At 33.0% G+C, this 18,991-nt stretch carries 12 protein-coding genes; 3 read left to right on the top strand and 9 right to left on the bottom strand.

Annotated features, from left to right (window positions below; all coding sequences use genetic code 11):
* Positions 1–7 precede the first annotated feature (7 nt).
* The 3 genes from LNQ49_RS18480 to hsdR form a co-directional block, all read right to left on the bottom strand.
* Positions 8–1,354: a restriction endonuclease subunit S gene (locus tag LNQ49_RS18480; protein ID WP_229990484.1), complete on the bottom strand. Its 1,347-nt coding sequence runs from the start codon at positions 1,352–1,354 to the stop codon at positions 8–10.
* Positions 1,354–2,814, bottom strand: coding sequence for a class I SAM-dependent DNA methyltransferase (locus LNQ49_RS18485; RefSeq protein ID WP_229990485.1), 1,461 nt, complete (start codon positions 2,812–2,814; stop codon positions 1,354–1,356). Before LNQ49_RS18485 ends, LNQ49_RS18480 begins: the two co-directional genes overlap by 1 nt.
* Before the next feature lie 83 nt (positions 2,815–2,897).
* Positions 2,898–6,116: a type I restriction-modification system endonuclease gene (gene hsdR / locus LNQ49_RS18490; protein WP_229990486.1), complete on the bottom strand. Its 3,219-nt coding sequence runs from the start codon at positions 6,114–6,116 to the stop codon at positions 2,898–2,900.
* A gap of 580 nt (positions 6,117–6,696) precedes the next feature.
* On the opposite strand from hsdR, the gene LNQ49_RS18495 reads away from it, so the two are divergent.
* Together LNQ49_RS18495 and LNQ49_RS18500 are read left to right on the top strand one after the other, a co-directional pair.
* Positions 6,697–9,000 (top strand): TonB-dependent receptor, encoded by a 2,304-nt coding sequence (locus LNQ49_RS18495; RefSeq protein WP_229990487.1) that lies wholly within the window; start codon positions 6,697–6,699, stop codon positions 8,998–9,000.
* A 19-nt stretch (positions 9,001–9,019) separates the two neighbouring features.
* Positions 9,020–9,808, top strand: a complete 789-nt coding sequence (locus LNQ49_RS18500) for a histidine phosphatase family protein (RefSeq protein ID WP_229990488.1) — start codon at positions 9,020–9,022, stop codon at positions 9,806–9,808.
* 113 nt (positions 9,809–9,921) lie between these two features.
* Here the strand turns inward: LNQ49_RS18500 and LNQ49_RS18505 are convergent, their stop codons facing one another.
* The 3 genes from LNQ49_RS18505 to pdxR form a co-directional block, all read right to left on the bottom strand.
* Positions 9,922–10,929, bottom strand: coding sequence for an ATP-binding protein (locus LNQ49_RS18505; RefSeq protein ID WP_229990489.1), 1,008 nt, complete (start codon positions 10,927–10,929; stop codon positions 9,922–9,924).
* Between the two features lie 2 nt (positions 10,930–10,931).
* Positions 10,932–11,279: a hypothetical protein gene (locus LNQ49_RS18510; RefSeq protein WP_229990490.1), complete on the bottom strand. Its 348-nt coding sequence runs from the start codon at positions 11,277–11,279 to the stop codon at positions 10,932–10,934.
* A gap of 568 nt (positions 11,280–11,847) precedes the next feature.
* Complete coding sequence (pdxR, locus tag LNQ49_RS18515) at positions 11,848–13,314, bottom strand: MocR-like pyridoxine biosynthesis transcription factor PdxR (protein WP_229990491.1); 1,467 nt, start codon at positions 13,312–13,314, stop codon at positions 11,848–11,850.
* Between the two features lie 159 nt (positions 13,315–13,473).
* Between pdxR and LNQ49_RS18520 the strand changes: the two genes are divergently transcribed.
* Complete coding sequence (locus tag LNQ49_RS18520; protein ID WP_229990492.1) at positions 13,474–13,923, top strand: GNAT family N-acetyltransferase; 450 nt, start codon at positions 13,474–13,476, stop codon at positions 13,921–13,923.
* Positions 13,924–14,195: 272 nt separating this feature from the next.
* Here LNQ49_RS18520 and LNQ49_RS18525 read toward each other — a convergent pair whose 3' ends face one another.
* The 3 genes from LNQ49_RS18525 to LNQ49_RS18535 all read right to left on the bottom strand — a co-directional run bounded on the left by LNQ49_RS18525 (position 14,196) and on the right by LNQ49_RS18535 (position 18,986).
* Positions 14,196–14,630, bottom strand: coding sequence for a hypothetical protein (locus LNQ49_RS18525; RefSeq protein WP_229990493.1), 435 nt, complete (start codon positions 14,628–14,630; stop codon positions 14,196–14,198).
* Positions 14,631–14,634: 4 nt separating this feature from the next.
* Complete coding sequence (locus tag LNQ49_RS18530) at positions 14,635–15,723, bottom strand: efflux RND transporter periplasmic adaptor subunit (protein WP_229990494.1); 1,089 nt, start codon at positions 15,721–15,723, stop codon at positions 14,635–14,637.
* 119 nt (positions 15,724–15,842) lie between these two features.
* The gene (locus LNQ49_RS18535) at positions 15,843–18,986 is read right to left on the bottom strand and encodes an efflux RND transporter permease subunit (RefSeq protein ID WP_229990495.1); all 3,144 of its coding nucleotides are present in this window, start codon (positions 18,984–18,986) and stop codon (positions 15,843–15,845) included.
* Positions 18,987–18,991 lie beyond the last annotated feature (5 nt).

Raw genomic sequence — 18,991 nt, forward strand, 5'->3', positions numbered from 1 at the left:
TTATTTTTCAGAGCTTCACTTTTTTTGTAACCACTTTCTTTTTCTCCACTTTAATAGACAGCCCTTTCAACTCCTGTATTTGTTGCAACAATTCTCTAGCATCTCCATCCGTATCTAATTGCTCTACTAACTCGCCTTTAAACGCTTTATGTAAAATAGCTTGTGGCAAAGTATCTATTTTTTTTTTGAGGGTTTCGTATTGTTTTTCTATAGCATCGGCTTTGGTAAACAAGCTTTCAATAGATCTAATTATTTCTATTTTTTCTTTTAATGAAGGTAATTTTATATCAATATCCTTAAAGCTGTTTTGAGAAATATTTCTCATTGAAAGTTGGTTTCCAGTAGCTCTTGACTCGATTTCAGATCTTCCTTTTTTAGTTTTTAAATAGTAATTTAAATATTTTTTATTAAGTTCTTCTTTAAAATTAATTCGCCAAACTTTATCACTTAGCATTATATCGAAATCAATTTCATGTACAATTACGGATGAGCCTACGAGTTCTAAAGTATTTGCTCTTGAAATTAAAAAATCCCCTTTTTTTATAAAAAAAGCATTGTTTATTCTGCTTTTATCTTCGACTGTTTTAGTTTCTTTTTGATTAAATTGATTCCAAGTAACGGCACTTATTTTTACTAAACCAACTTGACCTTGACTCACTGATGTTTCAAGACATAAAAAACTTTTTCCTGCTTGAATAGAATCAATTAAATTACCAACTTTCATTTCCTTCCATTCCTCCAACTCCTTCCCAACTCTCCAACTCTCTGTCAATTTTCCAGTAACGGCTTGCGTCAAGACTTGCTGTCTGAAGTCTTTAAGCAAAACAGGAATAGTTGCCATACTAGTTTTTATGCTTTCCAATTGATCAAAAAGACATTCTAGTTTGGTTACTATTCGGTTTTGCTCATTCAATGGTGGGAGGGGGATATAAATAGAAGCTAAATCAGTTTTATTAAATCCATTTTGGGCGGTTCTTTGTATTGATAAAATTGGCTCTTGGAACAGATTAGATTTTAATATCCATTTTACGAAACTTTTATTCATGTTTTGGGGTATATCAACTTTTGCAAGCGCTACATTATAAGAACCTTCCATTCCCGTAACTATTCTTCCAATTGAAGCTCCATATCTTGCTATAAGAATATCATCCTTTTGACATGTCATTAATTTCCCTGTATCAGGAATATAAGTTGGAACTGGTTTTTTTCCAAAATCTCTAATTTGTAAAAGTCTTATATATCCATCTCTAGGTTCATCTATAAAAACTGATTTCGGTGGTTGCGTCCCGCCATTTATATCGAAGATGTCTGTAAATGGAATTTCAACCCAGTTTTTTGGCAATTGCTTTTCCATTAACTTAATTCTTTTATCATTGCATTTAATTGCTCAGTAATACTTTGCAATTCTAAAAGAGCTTCTCTAGCAATATCAATAGGTTCACCTAAATCATTAGAGTTTGTTAAAGAACTATCTGCAATTAGGCCTAAATCTAAATTGAAATTCTTTTTTTCAATTTCAGTACGAGAAATACTTAGCCATCTTTCGTCTTTAATAGTTTTTCTTTTTTCATCAGAAACTAATCCATTATAGTCTTTTTCTACTTTGTCAAAAGATATTCCACCGGTGTATGCCAACACAAAATCTTTAAAGGCTTTTTCTGTAAAAGGCGTGCGCTTTCCATAGCTTGGTGCATTGGTACGCATATCATAAAACCAAACATTTTGTGTATTATTGGTTTCTGTTTTTTCTCTGGTAAAAAATAAAACATTAGTTTTTACACCAGCAGCGTAGAAAATACCAGTTGGCAAACGTAAAATAGTATGCAAATTGCATTTGTCCATTAGGTCACGACGTATTTTTTGTCCGTCGCCATCTTCAAACAATACATTATCTGGTAATATAACCGCAGCTCTTGCTTTCCCATCTTTTTTTAAACTACGGTAAATATGCTGCAAAAAATTCAATTGCTTGTTACTTGTAGGAAACGTAAAATCATCACGAGTAGGGCGTTCGCCTCCTTGTTTCGTTCCAAATGGAGGATTTGCTAACACACCGTCAAAATCCTTGAGAGTTTTACCAAATTCAGTCAAAGTATCTCCTAGATAAATTTTGCTTTCCATTCCATGTAAACGAGCGTTCATCAATGCTAAACGATGCGCATCAGGAACTAATTCTACTCCTGAAAATGCTTGATTTGTTTGGAAGTTTCTATCTTTTTCAGATAAATGGTAATAATTGTCGTATTTAGAACGTAAATAATGATCAGCTGAAATCATGAATCCAAAAGTTCCAGCTGCTGGGTCTGTCCAACGTTCACCCAATTTTGGGGCTATCAAATCGACCATAATGTTAATTAGTGAGCGAGGAGTAAAATATTGTCCTGCACCACTTTTCTTTTCGCCTGCATTTTTCTCTAATAAACTCTCGTAAATGTCTCCCATGACATCACGGTCGTTCTCTTCATACCAATCGAGTTTATCAATAGCAGTTACAATAGAGCGAAAGTTTACAGGTTTACGTAAACTAGTTGAAGCATTACTGTATATTTCTTTGATGCTTTGGCTATTGGTTTTGGTGCTTACGGTCGCTAGAAATTCACGATAGCGAGCAAAAGCTTTATTATTGTCGTGTTCTTTTACAAAATATTGCCATTGGTATTCGGCAGGAATGTGCTCATCAAATCCTTTTACTTCACTTAGTTTTAAAAAAAGAATATAGGTTAACTCGTTTAAGTATTCGTGATAGGTTACACCATCGTCACGTAATACATTACAAAGATTCCAGAGTTTGTTGGCTATTTCTTGTGCGCTCATTGTTTATTTGTTGTGAGGATATTCCTCAAATTATGTATTATGGGTATTATTTGTTTTTTCTGCAAAGAAGGAAATAATTTTGTTTAGGCAGTATACAAATTTTCATTTAATGTAGATAAAATGTTATCTAAATCATTTTCAAATATTTTATTCAATTTTGTAAATCCACCTTCATCACTAAATGGTTTTGAGTCTAAATCGGCTTTTGTTAATACAGTTTCTACTAATAATTGTTTTTCAAATCTATCTAGCCATTTTAGTTGAGTGGCATTCCAAGGACGACTATTCTTTACTTTGTTAATGGCATTTTTAATACGATCATCATGACTTATTAAATGTGTATCCAGAGCTAAAGTTCGTATGAATGAAATAATATCTGCTGCCAAATCTTCATTTTTGGCTGTTTTCCACGCTGTCGAAAGTGTTATTTCATTATAGCCTTTTTCATCTAGTAGTAATTTTAGCTCCTTCAATGATTTACGATCTAGATCTGCCGGTTTAGTGCAAATAGTTCTTAATGCTATAATTTGATTTCGATTTTCTTCAATATATTTTTTGAAACCTTGTATGTAATCTTCTGGTTTTTCCGCTTTTCCATAACCACGTTCAATACCTATTACTTGATCATCATGCTCAGAAACAAGTTGCATTTTAGGTTGATAGATTTTTTTGTCTAGAAAGTCCCAAAGACTTGTATAAGAAGTAAGCACTTTTTTGATGTTGTTGTTTTCAATCTCTAAGAGATTCTCGATAAATTCTTCTGGTGAATCACCTTTTGCCAAATACATGAAATGATCTCTTTGATTTTCATCAATTTGTTTCTTTTTTCGCTGCAATTTTGCAACAATTTGCTCTAATTGTTTTTTAGCACGTTCAGGTGTATCAATATATTCTAATTCTTCAATCAATTTTTGAAATGAAATAGAAGGATTAGAAACAGTCTTCATCTGAGTATAATCTTCTAAAGCTTCATATACACGAACGGCATCATAAATTTTGAAAAATTGTTTGTCAATTTCTGGACATAATCGTGTCGCTCTTCCTAACATTTGTTCAAAGAGAATACGTGATCGAACCCTTCTAATAAATACTAAATTAACTATTTGAGGCACATCAATTCCAGTTGTTAGCAAATCGACTGTAACTACAATGTTTGGGAATTTTTCGTTTTTAAAACGTTTGGTTAAATTTTCTACATCGTAAACTTTACCGGTGAGTTTTTGTATTGTATCTTGCGGAACTTCAACGCCAATAGATTCAAATTCTTCAAATAGCAATTGAACGATCAAATCGGCATGACTGTCACGAACAGCAAAAATCAATGTTTTTTCATCACCTTCGGGATCTAATCTTTGAACTAGCTCTTTAATAACTGCTCGATTAAAAGATTCTGTAATTACTAATTTGTTGAATTGTTCAATTTCAATATGTAACTCATCTTCTAATTCTGCAAGTTCTTCGATTTCATTAGTTTCAGAATTAAGCATTTTTGGTTTTTCTCCCTTTTCCCATAATATACCTTCTTCGCTTAATTTTGTTTTAATGATGTAAGGAGGTTCGTGATCTGTTAAGAACCCGTCGATAACAGCTTCGCGATAGGAATAATTGTGTACAGGTTTTCCAAAAATCTCTGTAGTATGTAAAGCAGGGGTTGCGGTTAATCCTACGATGTATGCATTAAAATATTCGATTACTCTTTTATACTGCCCGACATAGTCGTTTTCATCCTTAAAAGATAAATCTTCTTCGTTAATTTCTTTGTCAAGATTATAGCCTCTATGTGCTTCATCAATAATAATACAATCGTAAGTATCGATAGGCAATATTTCATTGGCTGTATAAAATAATCTTTTTACCATACTTTGTACGGTTGCGAAATGTAGACGTGTTTCAGCTTCAGGAAATACACTTTTCATTTCTTCCATTTTATAAATGTTGGAAAATGTATTAATATCTTCGACTTTGTTATCCTTAAAATTGCCTAAAGCCTGACTTGCTAATAATCGACGATCAGTTAAAAATAAAATACGTTTGAAACGATCGGATTTTATCATTCTGTATACAAAACCTATGGTAGTTCTTGTTTTTCCTGTACCAGTTGCCATAACAAGTAGCGAACGTTTATCTTCAGGATTTTGAATGATTTTTTCTTCAACGGCTTTTATAGCATCAATTTGATAATAGCGTAATCCTAATCCGTTTGGATTTTGAAGATAATCATAATCACTCTCTTGAAGACGGATATTTGCAGTTTCAACATCTCTTGAATATTGTTCTACGATTCCTTGTGGAGAAAACCAGCCTCTTAATGCTTGCGCTTTATTTCGTTCTTTTCTAATATCTAAAAACCAAATTCCACTTTTCGTTTTAATTTGCTCTAAATAATTTCGACCATTCGTAGAAAATAAAAAGGGAACTTTGAAATTATTCCATTGACCTAGAGTTTTAAAATCAGGTGAAAGTTCTACTAACTCTGCATAAATTTTTGATTGTTGTAAATCAGTAGAAATGTCAGTTGCATATTTCTTGGCTTCAACAATACCATATAATTCTGTTCCAATAAAAAGTGCATAATCAGCCCATTTGCCTTTACAAGGCCACTCTGCAATAGCTTTGTTTTTGCCCTTTTCAGGAAGTGTTTTGTTGTTTTTGTAATTGATCAGCAAAGAATCACATTCCCAACTAGCTTCAGACAATTGTTTGTCAATTAATATTTTCCTTGTATCGGCTTCGTCAAGTGTAATATTATTAGCATTTCGGTTCGATTTTTCTTTTCTCTTAGAAATGATTTCAGGTGTAGCATTGAAAGATGCTATTTTTATTTGATAATCAATGACTTCCTTAGATAATTTATCTAATTCGTTGTTAAGCGCTGTAATTGTTACATTATGGTTATTTTCGTGAAGTTGATAATCTCCTTTTTCTAGAAAATCATTTTCATATGTTTCGAAGAACCATTTGCTTAATTGATAACTCTTTTTCAATATAAATACTGCTTCAGAATTTGTACCGTTTCCATCATGACTGGCTTTATTTCCAGACTTTCTTACGGTATGCAACAAATCTTTAATTACCTCTGGTATACAATTTTTATAAAACAATTGATTAATTCGATCGACTTGATTACCGTCAAAAAATGCTAGATCTTCAAACTGCCAAATTAAGATTGTCATTTTTTCAGAAAACAGGCGCAATTTTGATAAAGAAGAGCTAGGGTCTAAATAGTATAGCTTTTCAGATAATTCACTGATAGCAAATAATTCGGGATATTTATCTTGTAAAAATGAAAATTTTGAAGCCATCGATAATCTTTCAAGTTTTTTTAATTTTTTGAGCTAATCTCAGTTCAAAAATGTAGTTATATACAAACATACTGAAAAGGATTTAAAACTAAAGTGGGGAAAACAGTAATAAAAAATAAAATGTACTTTCATTACTCTGTAAATAATTAATTAATAGTGTTTTATTGGTTTTAATCAAACTTTTGGATTTGTTGAAAAATAAATTGAAGCTGAAAAGATAGCCTTTTGGTGCCAACAAAAAAAGGGAGTTTTTAGCTATCTTTTTTATTGAATTTTACTTAGTTAATTAAAACTAGTATATCCTTTCATAGACTTAATATATTACCGGGAATTAAATCATCAAAAACGATTTTTAGCTAGGCTATATCACTACTTAAGCTATTTTGCTGAAGAATTTATTGTGTGTTTTTTCTTTCTTTATTTTTAATTTTAACAGTATTTATTTTTGATTATTAAAATTTTGATTTACTATTGCTTCTTTATGAAGCGATAACTAACAGGATTGATTTACTCCTATTTGATATCGCAGCATAATTAAAAAAGAAAATTAGAAGTAGTATTAATTAAAAACATACGGAGTATGAGATGTAAATTATTTTATGGAATTGTTGTAATGAATATGGTGTTTTCTATTAACAGTTATTCTCAAATTAAAAAGGATAGTATTGTAAAAATAGAAAAGGAAAAAAAAGTAATTAAATTAGTAAAGGAAGAAGCACAGAATGTGATGTTGAATGCTTCTAATGATAATGGTCCGCGAAATGTAAATATTGGTTTGCCTGCCAGTATTGGTGGTACTACAATTTTAGAAAATGGGCTTCCAGTTGTTTATAATTGGGCAAGTCAAAACCCTACAAGCGCCTGGCGAGCAGGATCAGGATTTAGTAAGTTTCAGGTGCAAACAGTTGGAGAAACAGCTATTTCTATTGGAGATGTAGGAGTTTCAGTAAGTACCTATAGTAATAGAGGAACTGAGAAACACCAGCAGAATTTAGCTCTTAATTCTAATGGATTTGGGCTTTTAAGAGGAGATGTAAGTTTTAGTGGTCCTTTAAAAAACGATTGGTATTATGCTGGAAGTGTATTTTTAAATTTTGACCCAGGTACTTTTAAGTCTGACTTCACAGACTATTTTGATAAAACTCAAATTTATAAAGGGGTAATCAGTAAGAGATACAATGCAGGCAAAGGGGAAATTTCAGTTCAGTACAAGTTTGCAAATTCTGAGGGAATTAGTTCTAAAGTGAGTCCTTATACTTATAATTTGGACGGAACAGTAAGTCAGTTTGGAGATTTTAAAATAGGAAGAAATTCTTATTTAGAACGTTCAGGAAAGTCAATTATAATTAATCCTATTACTGGACAAAGGGAAATACTTGATCAAATGAAAGATATGGGATCTACTACAAATGCGATAGATATCATGGGTAATAATAGACTTGGGAATGGCATGAAACTAGATTATGTAGTCCGTTATCAGAATGCTAAATCAGGTTTGTACAATCCTTATTTTACAAGTCTAAGGAAAATTGATGATTCAAAAAATCGCTATGTATATGTAGATAATCAGAATGAAGTGTATCAAGGGGATTATGTGCAAGGAGTATTAGCACTAAATACACCAAAAATTTCACAGAATACGATTATGGGGAGAGTCGATTTAAGTAAAAAGACTCAGAAGCACCATTGGTCAATTGGCTTAAATGAGTTTAATTATAAGATAGATGACTACTATCAGTCTACCTACAATATGATTCAGGAAGTAGCTGCTAATCCTAGTAAATTAATTACTCAGATAAAAGATAGTAATGGAAATTGGGTAAACGATTCTAGAATTGATGAATATGGGAATTCAGGTTATAACGCGGCTTTACAATATTATTCAGGTAGAGAAAATAAACTAGCCCTTTATGGAACTGAAAAATGGATTGCGAATGAAAAATTAGAATTTAATTTTGGAGCCCGATTAGAATGGCAACGTATTGATGGTTTTTGGTATCCTAAATCTAGCAGAGATGCGGCAAAAGAAGAGGGATTTCAAAATAATCAGATAGATATGTCTAAGAGACAATCGATACAAAAAGATTGGTTTAATAAAGCTTTTACAGCTAGTTTTCTTCATAAGACATTTGATAATATTGGGTTCTTAGCTGATATTTCTTATACAGAAGTAGCTGGTAATTTAAGTAATTATTCGGGTGCTGATGATCCAAATATTTCACCTTCACAGATTCCAGGAGCATCTGCAGGAACTTATTTTAATCATCCTTTGGTGAGTTTGGTTTCTAAAATAACGTACATACAACGTAACAATTTCAAAAACAATTCTTCTTTTCAGGGAGGACACAAACAAACAATTACTTATGATATTCAAACGATAGGGTGGACTACCGACATGGAAATAAAGCCTTTTAAAGGATTTAAATTTCATGCGTTGCTAACGCTTCAAAATCCTGAGTACAAAAACTTTGTTGTCGATTTAAGTGAAGTTGCTGCTGAAGGAAATAAAATTTATGATTTTAGTGGAGGTACTGCTCGTAGCGTATCAAAAGTTCTTGTTGAACTAGATCCAAGTTATTCTTATAAAAACTGGAGGGTATGGGTTAGTACTCGTTACTTTAGTAAAGAAGCGGCAAACTATCCTAACACCTTATTTTTTGCTAGTCGTTGGGAAACATTTGGAGGAGTTGCTTGTAAGTTGAATAAAAAAATAGATTTAAATCTTAATGTTGTGAACTTTTTAAATCAAAAGGGAGCACAAGGATCTATCTCGGGAACTAATACAACAACTGCAGAAGAAGCTCAAGCTTTTGACGGCAGACCATTAGTAGGGACTTATATGCGTCCTTTTACAGTTGAATTTGGAATAAAAGTAAAATTATAAATTATAGAAATTTGTTATTATGAAAAGATATAAAATCATCTTATTATTGGTTGTTTTTTTGGGAACAACTTCAATCATTACAGCTCAAAAATCTAAAAAGGCAATAAAGACCAAACCTCAAAATGTTACCTTTTATATTGCTCGTCATGGAAAAACAATGCTAAATACACTTGATAGAGTACAAGGTTGGTCCGATGCACCATTAACTCCTGAAGGAATTGAAGTAGCTGAGTTTTTAGGTAAAGGGCTTAAGGGAATTGACTTTAAGGCCGCTTATACAAGTGATTTAGGTCGTGCAACTCAAACAACTAATATTGTATTAAAAGCAAAAGGAGATACTAAGATCCCAATTATTGAAACAGAAAATTTGAGAGAAACTAATTTTGGAAGTTATGAGGGCGATTTGAATTCGAAAATGTGGGGTGATATAGCGATTTATCTCCATTTTAAAAACCTAGATGATCTTTTTGCTCATGTAAAAGCGAATGGAGTAGATGAGCCATTGCAGGTTGTGAAAAAATTAGACAAACTAAATATGGCTGAAGATTATGAACAAGTAAGAACACGAACTCAAAAAGCGCTGCGATCTATTGCTGAAAAAGAAGCAGCTAGTGGCGGCGGAAACATATTTATGGTAGGACACGGAATGGCGATAGGTACAATGCTATCTAATATAACAGGAAAAGAGGTACCACGTTCTCATATGGCAAATGCTTCTGTATGTAAAGTAATTTACGAAGATGGTAAATTTACTGTAGTGTCTTTTGGAGATACAAGTTATGTTGAAAAAGGGAAAAAAGGATTATAGTCTTAACCTAAATAGATTTTAAATTAAAATAAAAGGGTTCAACTTTCGATTAAAGTTGGACCCTTTTTATATAGTTGAGAATTATTAATCATTATAGATTAATAAAAAAGTTTTTAAGTCAAATTCAAGAAAATTGAGAAGGAAGTACCTGATTCACCATCACTTTCCATTTCTATGGTACCACCATGTAATTCTACAATTTGTTTAGTTAGGTACATACCTAGTCCAGTAGTGTGTTCGCCAGCTGTTCCTGTTCGCTTGGCTTGGGTAAATTTATCAAATATATGTTCTTGTAAATTTTTTGGGATACCAATTCCATCGTCTTTTACAACTAGTTTTAACTTATCGTTTTCTGTAGATGTAGAGATGTCAATAGTTCCATTTTCATACGTAAATTTAAGACTATTAGATAGTAGGTTATGGATTACTCTTTCAAATTTTGCATGATCAATTTTAATAGTTTTGCCGAAATTAAGATTCTTTACTAAAGTGATTTGTTTTTGTTCAAGTTCTTTAGAAAAATAAGTAATGGAATCTTCAATTAGGCTATCAAAATCTTCGAATGCATAAAAAGCAGCTTCTTCAGTAACTTGCTCGGTGATTAGGACATCTTCAATAATTTTAAAAGCAAAATCACAACTTTGGTTTAAATAGTCTACTAGCTGTTTGTTTTCTATAAGTTTAAGGTTGCTTTGGAGCATGTCACTTATCATTCTTATGGAAGCGATTGGATTTTTTAGATCATGAGCTGCCCATTGTATTGTTTGTTTTTGGATGCTTAGGCTAGAATTTAGATGATATATGATGTCATTTTGCGAAATTGTACCTACAAAGGTTTCTTTATCGTATACCATTAAAACGTTTTGTCCACTACTATCCATGACATTAAGTACGTCGGTAATTTTATCCGTTTTGCAAACAACAGGTTTTTCGGTGAGGCAATCTATAATAATCAAGTGTTGTTTTTTTGCTAAATCAGAAGAGGTAAGGATGCCAATGGCTTCATTCTCTTCCATTACAACAATACCTTTTTCTATAAACTCGCTACGTCTTGCAGTTACAACACCTGCATAGGCATCTAATGTAACATAATCGTAATTTACAAATGGCGTTATACTCATAGTTAAAAATCCTTAAGCACTATATTTTTTACAGAAATATTTATTTTGAAATCGACACTTATAAGTTCCCCTTCTGATATAAATGGAAAAACATTTTTTTCTAAAATTTGGATTACTTTTTCTTTGTTAATCTTAGTAAGTATGTTTTTATTGATAAAAACAGTTTCTATGTTTTTATTGCTAACATCGATAGTTTCAAAGCCATTTGGGACTAATAATTCAAAAGATTTTGAAAGTCCAATCTTACCTTGAATGGAGTTTTTTGCTAGAACAAGAATATCTTGAAACGGAGGAAGTTTTATTTCTTCAAAACTAAGATTAATGGTATACGTTTTATTTAAGTCATTCATATTGTGAGGGGTAAAAAAAATAAGCAGAGAAACAAATATACATTTAAATTTTTATGTTTAAATAAACCAAACCGAAGCAATATTATTTACTTCAGATTTTTCTTATTTTAAGTATTTTGTTTTTGGTATATTGTTATATTCTCTAGCTGAAATTCTGATATTATTGAAATTGATAATTTCGTTAAGTGTACGTTGCTTCGTAGATAAATATAGTGTTTTATTGTAGTTTTTTTACGACGTATATGAAAAAAGTGAGTGAGTTTTAGATTTAAAATAATAATGAATAAGCAATAATTTGCGTATTTGTTTGGTTTATAGTTATTTGTTGCTTGTTTTTGGGTAGCTAAATTATATTAAATGTAAGTTTTGGATTATGAATTAATACATAATCATTCCTAAAAAGTGATTAGAAGCTTGATAATTATCAAGAGACAAGGAATTAAACTTTATTTAAACTCAAATAAATGACTCGTTATTTAAGAAATAGCGACCATTTTTATTGAGTTTTTGAAAATCTATTGTCACTATTTGAACGTAACGTATAGTTAGAAAGAGTAATGAAAAATGTTTAGGAGTTTAATTCCTTAAAAACTTTCCCCATGATTTTTAATCCTTCTATAAGTTCTTCTTTGTTTAGCGAGCCATAACCAAGTCTTATAGAATTAGTAGGTTGGTTATCTAAATAAAAACTCTCTGGAGGCACAATTTGAACTCCTTTTTGTTCTAGTAATGCTATGTATTGAGTCAAGTCTATTGGTTCATTAAATTTTATCCAAAAAGCGAGTCCTCCTGTTGGTTTCTGAAAGCTAATAGTGTTTCCAAAGTTTTCACGTAGGCAGGATTCCATTAAATCACGTCTTTCTTTATAGATAGCGACTACTTTACGAGCATGCCTTTTTATAGTTCCATCTTCCATTAATTCGGCTATTGCGTGTTCTAGAATAGTATCACCTTGACGGTCAATTTGTACACGCAAGTTTACCAAAGATTCCATGAAGGCTATTGGACCTGTAACGTAACCTACACGTATTGCCGGAGCGATGAGTTTGCTTAGCGAACTAATGTAGATTACATTATCTGACTTTTCACTACTGGCTAAAGCCAATTTATTTCCTGCTCCAAAGTGGTATTCATGATCGTAATCATCTTCGATTATAGCAAAATTATATTTTAAGGATAGTTCTAGTAATTTGATTCTTCGCCCTGCTTTCATGGTAATCGTAGTAGGGAACTGGTGATGTGGGGTAACATATACCGCTTTGATTTTTGTCCTGCGACATAATTCTTCAAGTTCCTCTACATTAATTCCCTCGGTATCTATTTCAACTGTTTTTAAAATAGCTCCTGTTTCACGAAAGATCTTCTGGACCGCATAATAGGTAGGATTTTCGACTACCACAGTATCACCGGGTTTGATAAGAACTTTTGCAACTAGATATATTGCCATCTGACTTCCTCGGGTTACGCATAGATTATCTGGATCGACATTAAGACCTCTATCTCTAGAAAGCATTATAGAGAGCATTTCTCGTAGTTTATAATCTCCTTTTTCGCTACTATAACCAAGTAATCCCCATTTTCCTTTGCGCTGAAAGATGCGTTTGTATGCTCTGGATAATTCTTTAAGAGGTACTAGTCGGGTGTCTGGAGCTCCTTCATTAAAAACAATACGGCTTCCTTCGTGTGCACGATCGGTGAGGAAAAAGGGATTGTAATGAATGTATTCAAAAGTAGCTGCCTTTTTTTGAACCGTTGGTTGCTGTTTTTCTATTAAGGGTAAATTCTCTGATATGAATGTTCCAGATTTGTATTTGCTCTCTAGCCATCCTTCTTCAATGAGGGCCTCGTAAGCAAATACAACAGTTTTTCGGTTTACTCCAATATCTTCGGCTAGAATTCTGGTACCTGGTAAAGGAGTGCCTCTTTCAAGTCTTCCTTTAATAATTTCTTTTCGGATGACTTCGGTTATTTGTTCTACCAGAGTTTGATCAGAATTAAATGAAATATTAAAAATGGTTTTCCAGGGTCTTAACATCAGCTTTTTTATTAAAATATTCTTATGGTTCAAAATTAGCCATTTTATGTTGCCTTATTTTATCTGGTCCTATTTGTTTGTTAAAACTGGACTAACTGAATACTCCTGTAATGAATGACATTTGCTCCTTTATAAATCATTACTTAAAATTATTACATTATGAAACACATTGAAATTGCTACATTGAATCATTTGGATGAATTTGCTGAATTGTTTAACAGTTACCGTGTTTTTTATAGACAAGCATCTAATGTTGAAATTGGAAAAGCTTTTCTTAAGGAGCGAATTAGTAATAATGAAACAACTACATTTTTAATTAAAGCAGATGGCAAATTTGTAGGATTTGCTCAGTTGTATTCACTGTTCCATTATAAGGCATTAAAGCGACAATGGCTGTTAAGTGATTTATTTGTTGATCCTGATTTTAGAGGCCGAGGTTTTTCTAGGGATCTAATTGATAGATGTAAACAGTTTTGTGATGAAACTGGTGCTTGTGGGTTATTATTGGAAACTGAAAAGACTAATGAAATTGGGAATATTTTGTATCCTAAATGTGGATTTGAATTAGATCAAGACCATAACTATTACAATTGGTGGAAGAAAGTATAATTAGTTTGACTTGAAATAATCAAGATAAATTGTCAATAAAAAGAGCTACCTCAGATAACTTGAACAGCTCTTTTGGCTTTGGTTTATAAGGAAATTGATTGTTTAGCCCTGTTCCGATAGTTATCGGGAGAAACGGCATCCTTTTCTTTGTTTCTTTAGCAAAGAAAAGATATAGTGGACAGCAGGAATAGCTTCTTAAAAGGATACTTTATAAAACAAAAAAATCCACTTTATTGTTAGTAAAGTGGATTTTAGTTTATAGGTTTTTCTGATTAGTTTTTTGCTAGTTCATTTTCTTTTATAAACTTCTGAAAATTTTCTTCTGATTCAAAATAAGCGACATTTCCTTCTTCGTTTAATGACACTATATATGCTGAAGCTTTGTCAATTTTTTGCCCAGTAAAAGGATCTGTTGCTTTGCGAACGGTTTCGTCATTCGGAATGCGTTCTACACACATGTTACAACATCCGTAGTACATTTTTCCATCAAAAGGAACTTCTATTTGTTTTTTCTCCATATGCTTATCGTTCACCATGCATACCTCATCGGTGGGAACGTGTTTGGCCTTATTAGGGGCTGGGTTTTGCTGCATTGGTTGTTCCTGTGAAGTTTGTGCTACAGTTTGTTCTTTGTTCTCTTTGTCTTTACAAGAAATTAGAATCGCAGCAATTGCTACAATAACTAGGTATTTGCTATATGTTTTCATGGTTTTATTTTTTAATTTTTGTTCCTTCTACAATTTCTTCAGTGGCTTTTAAGAGTATAGTATCGTCTTCATTTAACGCTCCAAAAACCTCAATTTTATCCATTAATGGGCGTCCTTTTGAAACGGGAATGTTTTTGGTGATTCCGTTTTCGATTCGAATTATATACATACCAATATTACTTTCTACCAAGGCAGTTTTTGGAATGAAAAAAGTGGCTTCTTTTGCTTGCAAAGGCAATGTTGCTTCGACCACCATTAAAGGCTTAAGCTCAGGATGCATTTTCATGATATCTGCTTCGATGCGCTCTGAACGAAGTTTGAAATCTAGTACGCCTGATTTTCGAGATATTTTTGCCATATATTTTTTTTGAGGAATCGAATTGACCTTAAAATGTATTGAATCGCCCAAGTTTAAATAAGCTGTATTGGCTTCGGGAACTGAAAGAGAAACTCTCAGTTTTTTGTTATCCTGAAGTACCAATAAAGGTTTGTCTGAGCCTTTTCCCATTGGCCCAACATAAGAACCTAAGTCGATATTTCTTTCGGCAATAATTCCACTAAACGGCGCTCTAATTACCAAGTAATCGTTCATAATCTGTATTTCCTGATAAGCTGATTTGGCTGCTTCTAGCTGCGCTTGATCCGCTAGTTTTCTAGCTGTAATCTGATCTAATGCATCTTTGGCAATTGCTCCTTTTGTTTCATTTGCTTTGAACATTCGGTCGTAATTAGATTTTGTAGCAATGTATATGGCTTCTTGTGCTTTCCATTTTGATTTTGCTGCCGCCAATTGTGCCTGAATTTCTGGGGCTTCGAGTACAAGTATAACTTGTCCTTTTGTTACTACCGAGCCAATATCTACAGGAAGTTTTTTGACATAACTATTTACTTTGGCGTAAATAGCAGTTTCCTGATCCGAAATTAATTCACCTGCAAGTTTTAATTGTACCTGAGGATTGCTTTTTTTGATTGATACGGTTTCAAAATTTGGCATCATCATCATTGGCATTGCATCTGGTTTTTCGGCCTTTTTGTTTTCTGAATTGCAGGATGCAAATACAATTCCGATAAGGATATAATAAATTAGTTTCATATGTAGATAATATTTGATTTTATTGGAATGGGAAATCGCCATTTTTCATTACTGTTTCTTTCATCAGGATATATTTATTTTCATATTTGATGATTTTAAATTATGGCGATTTCATGATTTTATTTTTCTAATGTTATATAATGTGCACTGTTTTCGTCTTCAGGGTCTAATGAAGGAGATTGTGTAGATGCTTTTCCTTGAATCCATACGAATACTAACGGCAACAATAGTAATACACTAAATGAGGACGCGATTAGTCCACCAATTACTGCTCTCCCAAGTGGAGCTACTTGCTCACCACCTTCACCATGGCCTATTGCCATTGGCAACATACCTGCTATCATTGCCAATGAAGTCATGATAATAGGACGAATACGAAGTGAAGCTGCTTGTATGGCTGAGGTTAGCGCATTTCCGTTTTCCATACGTAATGTTTCGGCATTGCTAATTAATAATACTGCATTGGCTATAGAAACTCCTACCGACATAATGATTCCCATGTACGATTGTAAGTTTAATGTTGAGCCTGTTGCTTTCATTAACAACAACGATCCTAAAATTACAAATGGCACAGTTGTTAATATTACAAATGAAACTTTGAATGATTGGAAGTTGGCTGCCAACATCAAAAAGATTACGATAATTGCAATTAGTAATCCCATTGCCAAACTGCTCATGGTTTCATCCAGAACGGGCACCATTCCTGAAATTTGAATATTTACTCCTTTTGGTAATTCTCCTAAAGAAGCAATTGCTGCTTGCACATCTTTTTGCGCTCGACCCAAATCGGCATTATGAATATTTGCAGTAACAGGTGTATAGCCCATTGTTCCTAAGTTGTAACTTTCTCCTAAAACTTTTGTTGGAGTTATTGTGGCTACGTCACCAAGAACAGGTCGGTCAGAGTTTTTTCCTAACGGAACATTAAGCAATTCGTCTTTAGTGGTTAATATGTTTTGTGGCGTTTGCACTTGTACATCATAGGCAATTCCCATCATTCCGCCTACCCACATATTCTTGCTTGTGTAGCGAGAAGATGCTGTAATTGGTACTAGTGAACGAGCAATGTCTTGAGCGTCAATTCCTAATTGTGCTGCTCTTAATCTGTCTATATTTATTTCGAAAGCTGGATAGTTCAGGGATTGCGGAATTTGTTGGTCTCTTAAATAGTCGATTTCTTTTAATTTAGCCAACAACTTATTAGCATACATGACATTCATCTTTCTCATCATTCCTGAAAAACGAACTTCAATTGGTGTATTTGTTCCTTGACTTAAAATCTTTTCTGTAAGCTCTATCGGTTCAAAAGAAAAATGCAATTCTGGCATTTTTGCTTTCATATGATTACGGATTTTTTCCTTTAAATCGTTTGTGTTTCCGTCATAATCTTTTAACGCAAGTTGCATCAGCGCTTCGTGAGGCCCTGCATTATATAAGTAAATTGGACTTACCGCAAATGAGGAAGGGTGCTGACCGATAAATACAGATGAAATAGCAATGTGTTTTTTGCCAATTACAGTTTCCAATTCATTTAAAACTTGCTTTACTTTTAGCTCCGTTTTTTCGATACGAGTACCTTCTGGTGCTTTGATACGTACTTGAAATTGACTTGAATTTACGGTTGGTAACACATCTTTACCTGTATTGGTATACATGACAAAAACACCCAATGCAACTAACACAAAACTGGCAATCAAAATTGCTTTTCGTTTTTGCATTATGGATTGTAAAAACGTTACAAAACGATTTTTAAATCCATCAAATTTATCTTCTTTGTGCTCGTGATTTTTATTTTTCATTAACCAATTGGCCATTACAGGAACAAAGGTTTGTGATAGGATAAATGATACTATCATAGAAAATCCAATTGCTAGTGCCAACGGCATAAATAATGAACCTGGTATTCCTGTCATCATAAATGCTGGGGCAAATACTGCCAAAATACAAAGTAGGATCAATAGTTTAGGAAAAGCAATTTCTCGACAAGCATCTAGGATTGCTTTGGCTTTTGTTTTTCCCATTGCAAGATGTTGATGGATGTTTTCGATAGTAACAGTACTTTCATCAACTAGAATTCCTATAGCCAGAGCTAGCCCAGATAAGGACATAATATTGATGCTTTGTCCAAATAATTTCAGGAATAACACCCCCGATATAATCGAAATTGGAATCGTTAACACTACAATTAAAGCAGCTCTATTATCACGTAAGAATAACAATACCATTAATCCGGTTAATAAAGCACCTAAGACGCCTTCTAGAATCAAACTCTTTACAGCATTGATAACATATACCGATTGGTCAAATTCATAAGAGATTGTAACATCATCTGGTAAGTTATTTTGAATCATTGGAATGGCTTTTTTCAAATTCTTTACCACATCCCATGTTGATGCATTACCTGATTTGGCAATATTAATATATACTGAGCGCGCTCCATTAATCAAGGCATAACCTGTTGTAATATCGGCACCATCTTTTACCGTTGCAATATCACGGATATAGACATTATCGACTGCACCTTTAAAAATTGGAATATTGCCAAAATCGGCAACTTCTTTAATGGTGTTGTTTGTAGGTGTTAAATAATTTATATCATCAACATAGATATTCCCCGATGGAGAAGTAATATTATTACGGCTAATGGCCTCTACAATTTGCTCAGGAGTCAATTGATGGGTGCGTAATTTATTCGGATCGATGTTTATTTCGATTGTTCTTGGGCTTCCGCCAAAAGGAGGTGCGGTTGTTAATCCCGGAATTTTAATCAAAAATGGTCGTGCCGTAAAATTGGCGATATCTTGTAACTCGTTGTTGGTTTTCGAATTACTTTTAAACACCAATTGTCCTACGGGTTGTGACGACGCATCAAATCGAATAATGAATGGAGGCGGTGCACCCGGAGGTAAAAACACCTGTGAACGATTAGACAATGCATTGATTTCGGCAATTGCCTGCCCCATATCTGTACCTTCATAAAAGTTTATTTTCATTAAGGTAAGTCCTTGAGTATTTTTGGTTTCGATGCTTTCGATACCGCTAGTAAACAGCATCATATTTACATACATCTTAGTAAAATAACCTTCCATTTGTTGTGGCGTATATCCGTTAAATGAATGGGCTATATACACGACAGGAAGATTCATATCTGGCAGAATATCCACCTTTATATCTTTGGTAGCTTTAATTCCGAAGAATAAAAGCCCCAGCACCATCACCATAATAGAGATGGGCTTGCGCAAGGCAAAACGTATTAGATTCATAATTT

Origin of the sequence: Flavobacterium pisciphilum (assembly GCF_020905345.1) — a bacterium.
GTDB lineage: Bacteria > Bacteroidota > Bacteroidia > Flavobacteriales > Flavobacteriaceae > Flavobacterium > Flavobacterium pisciphilum.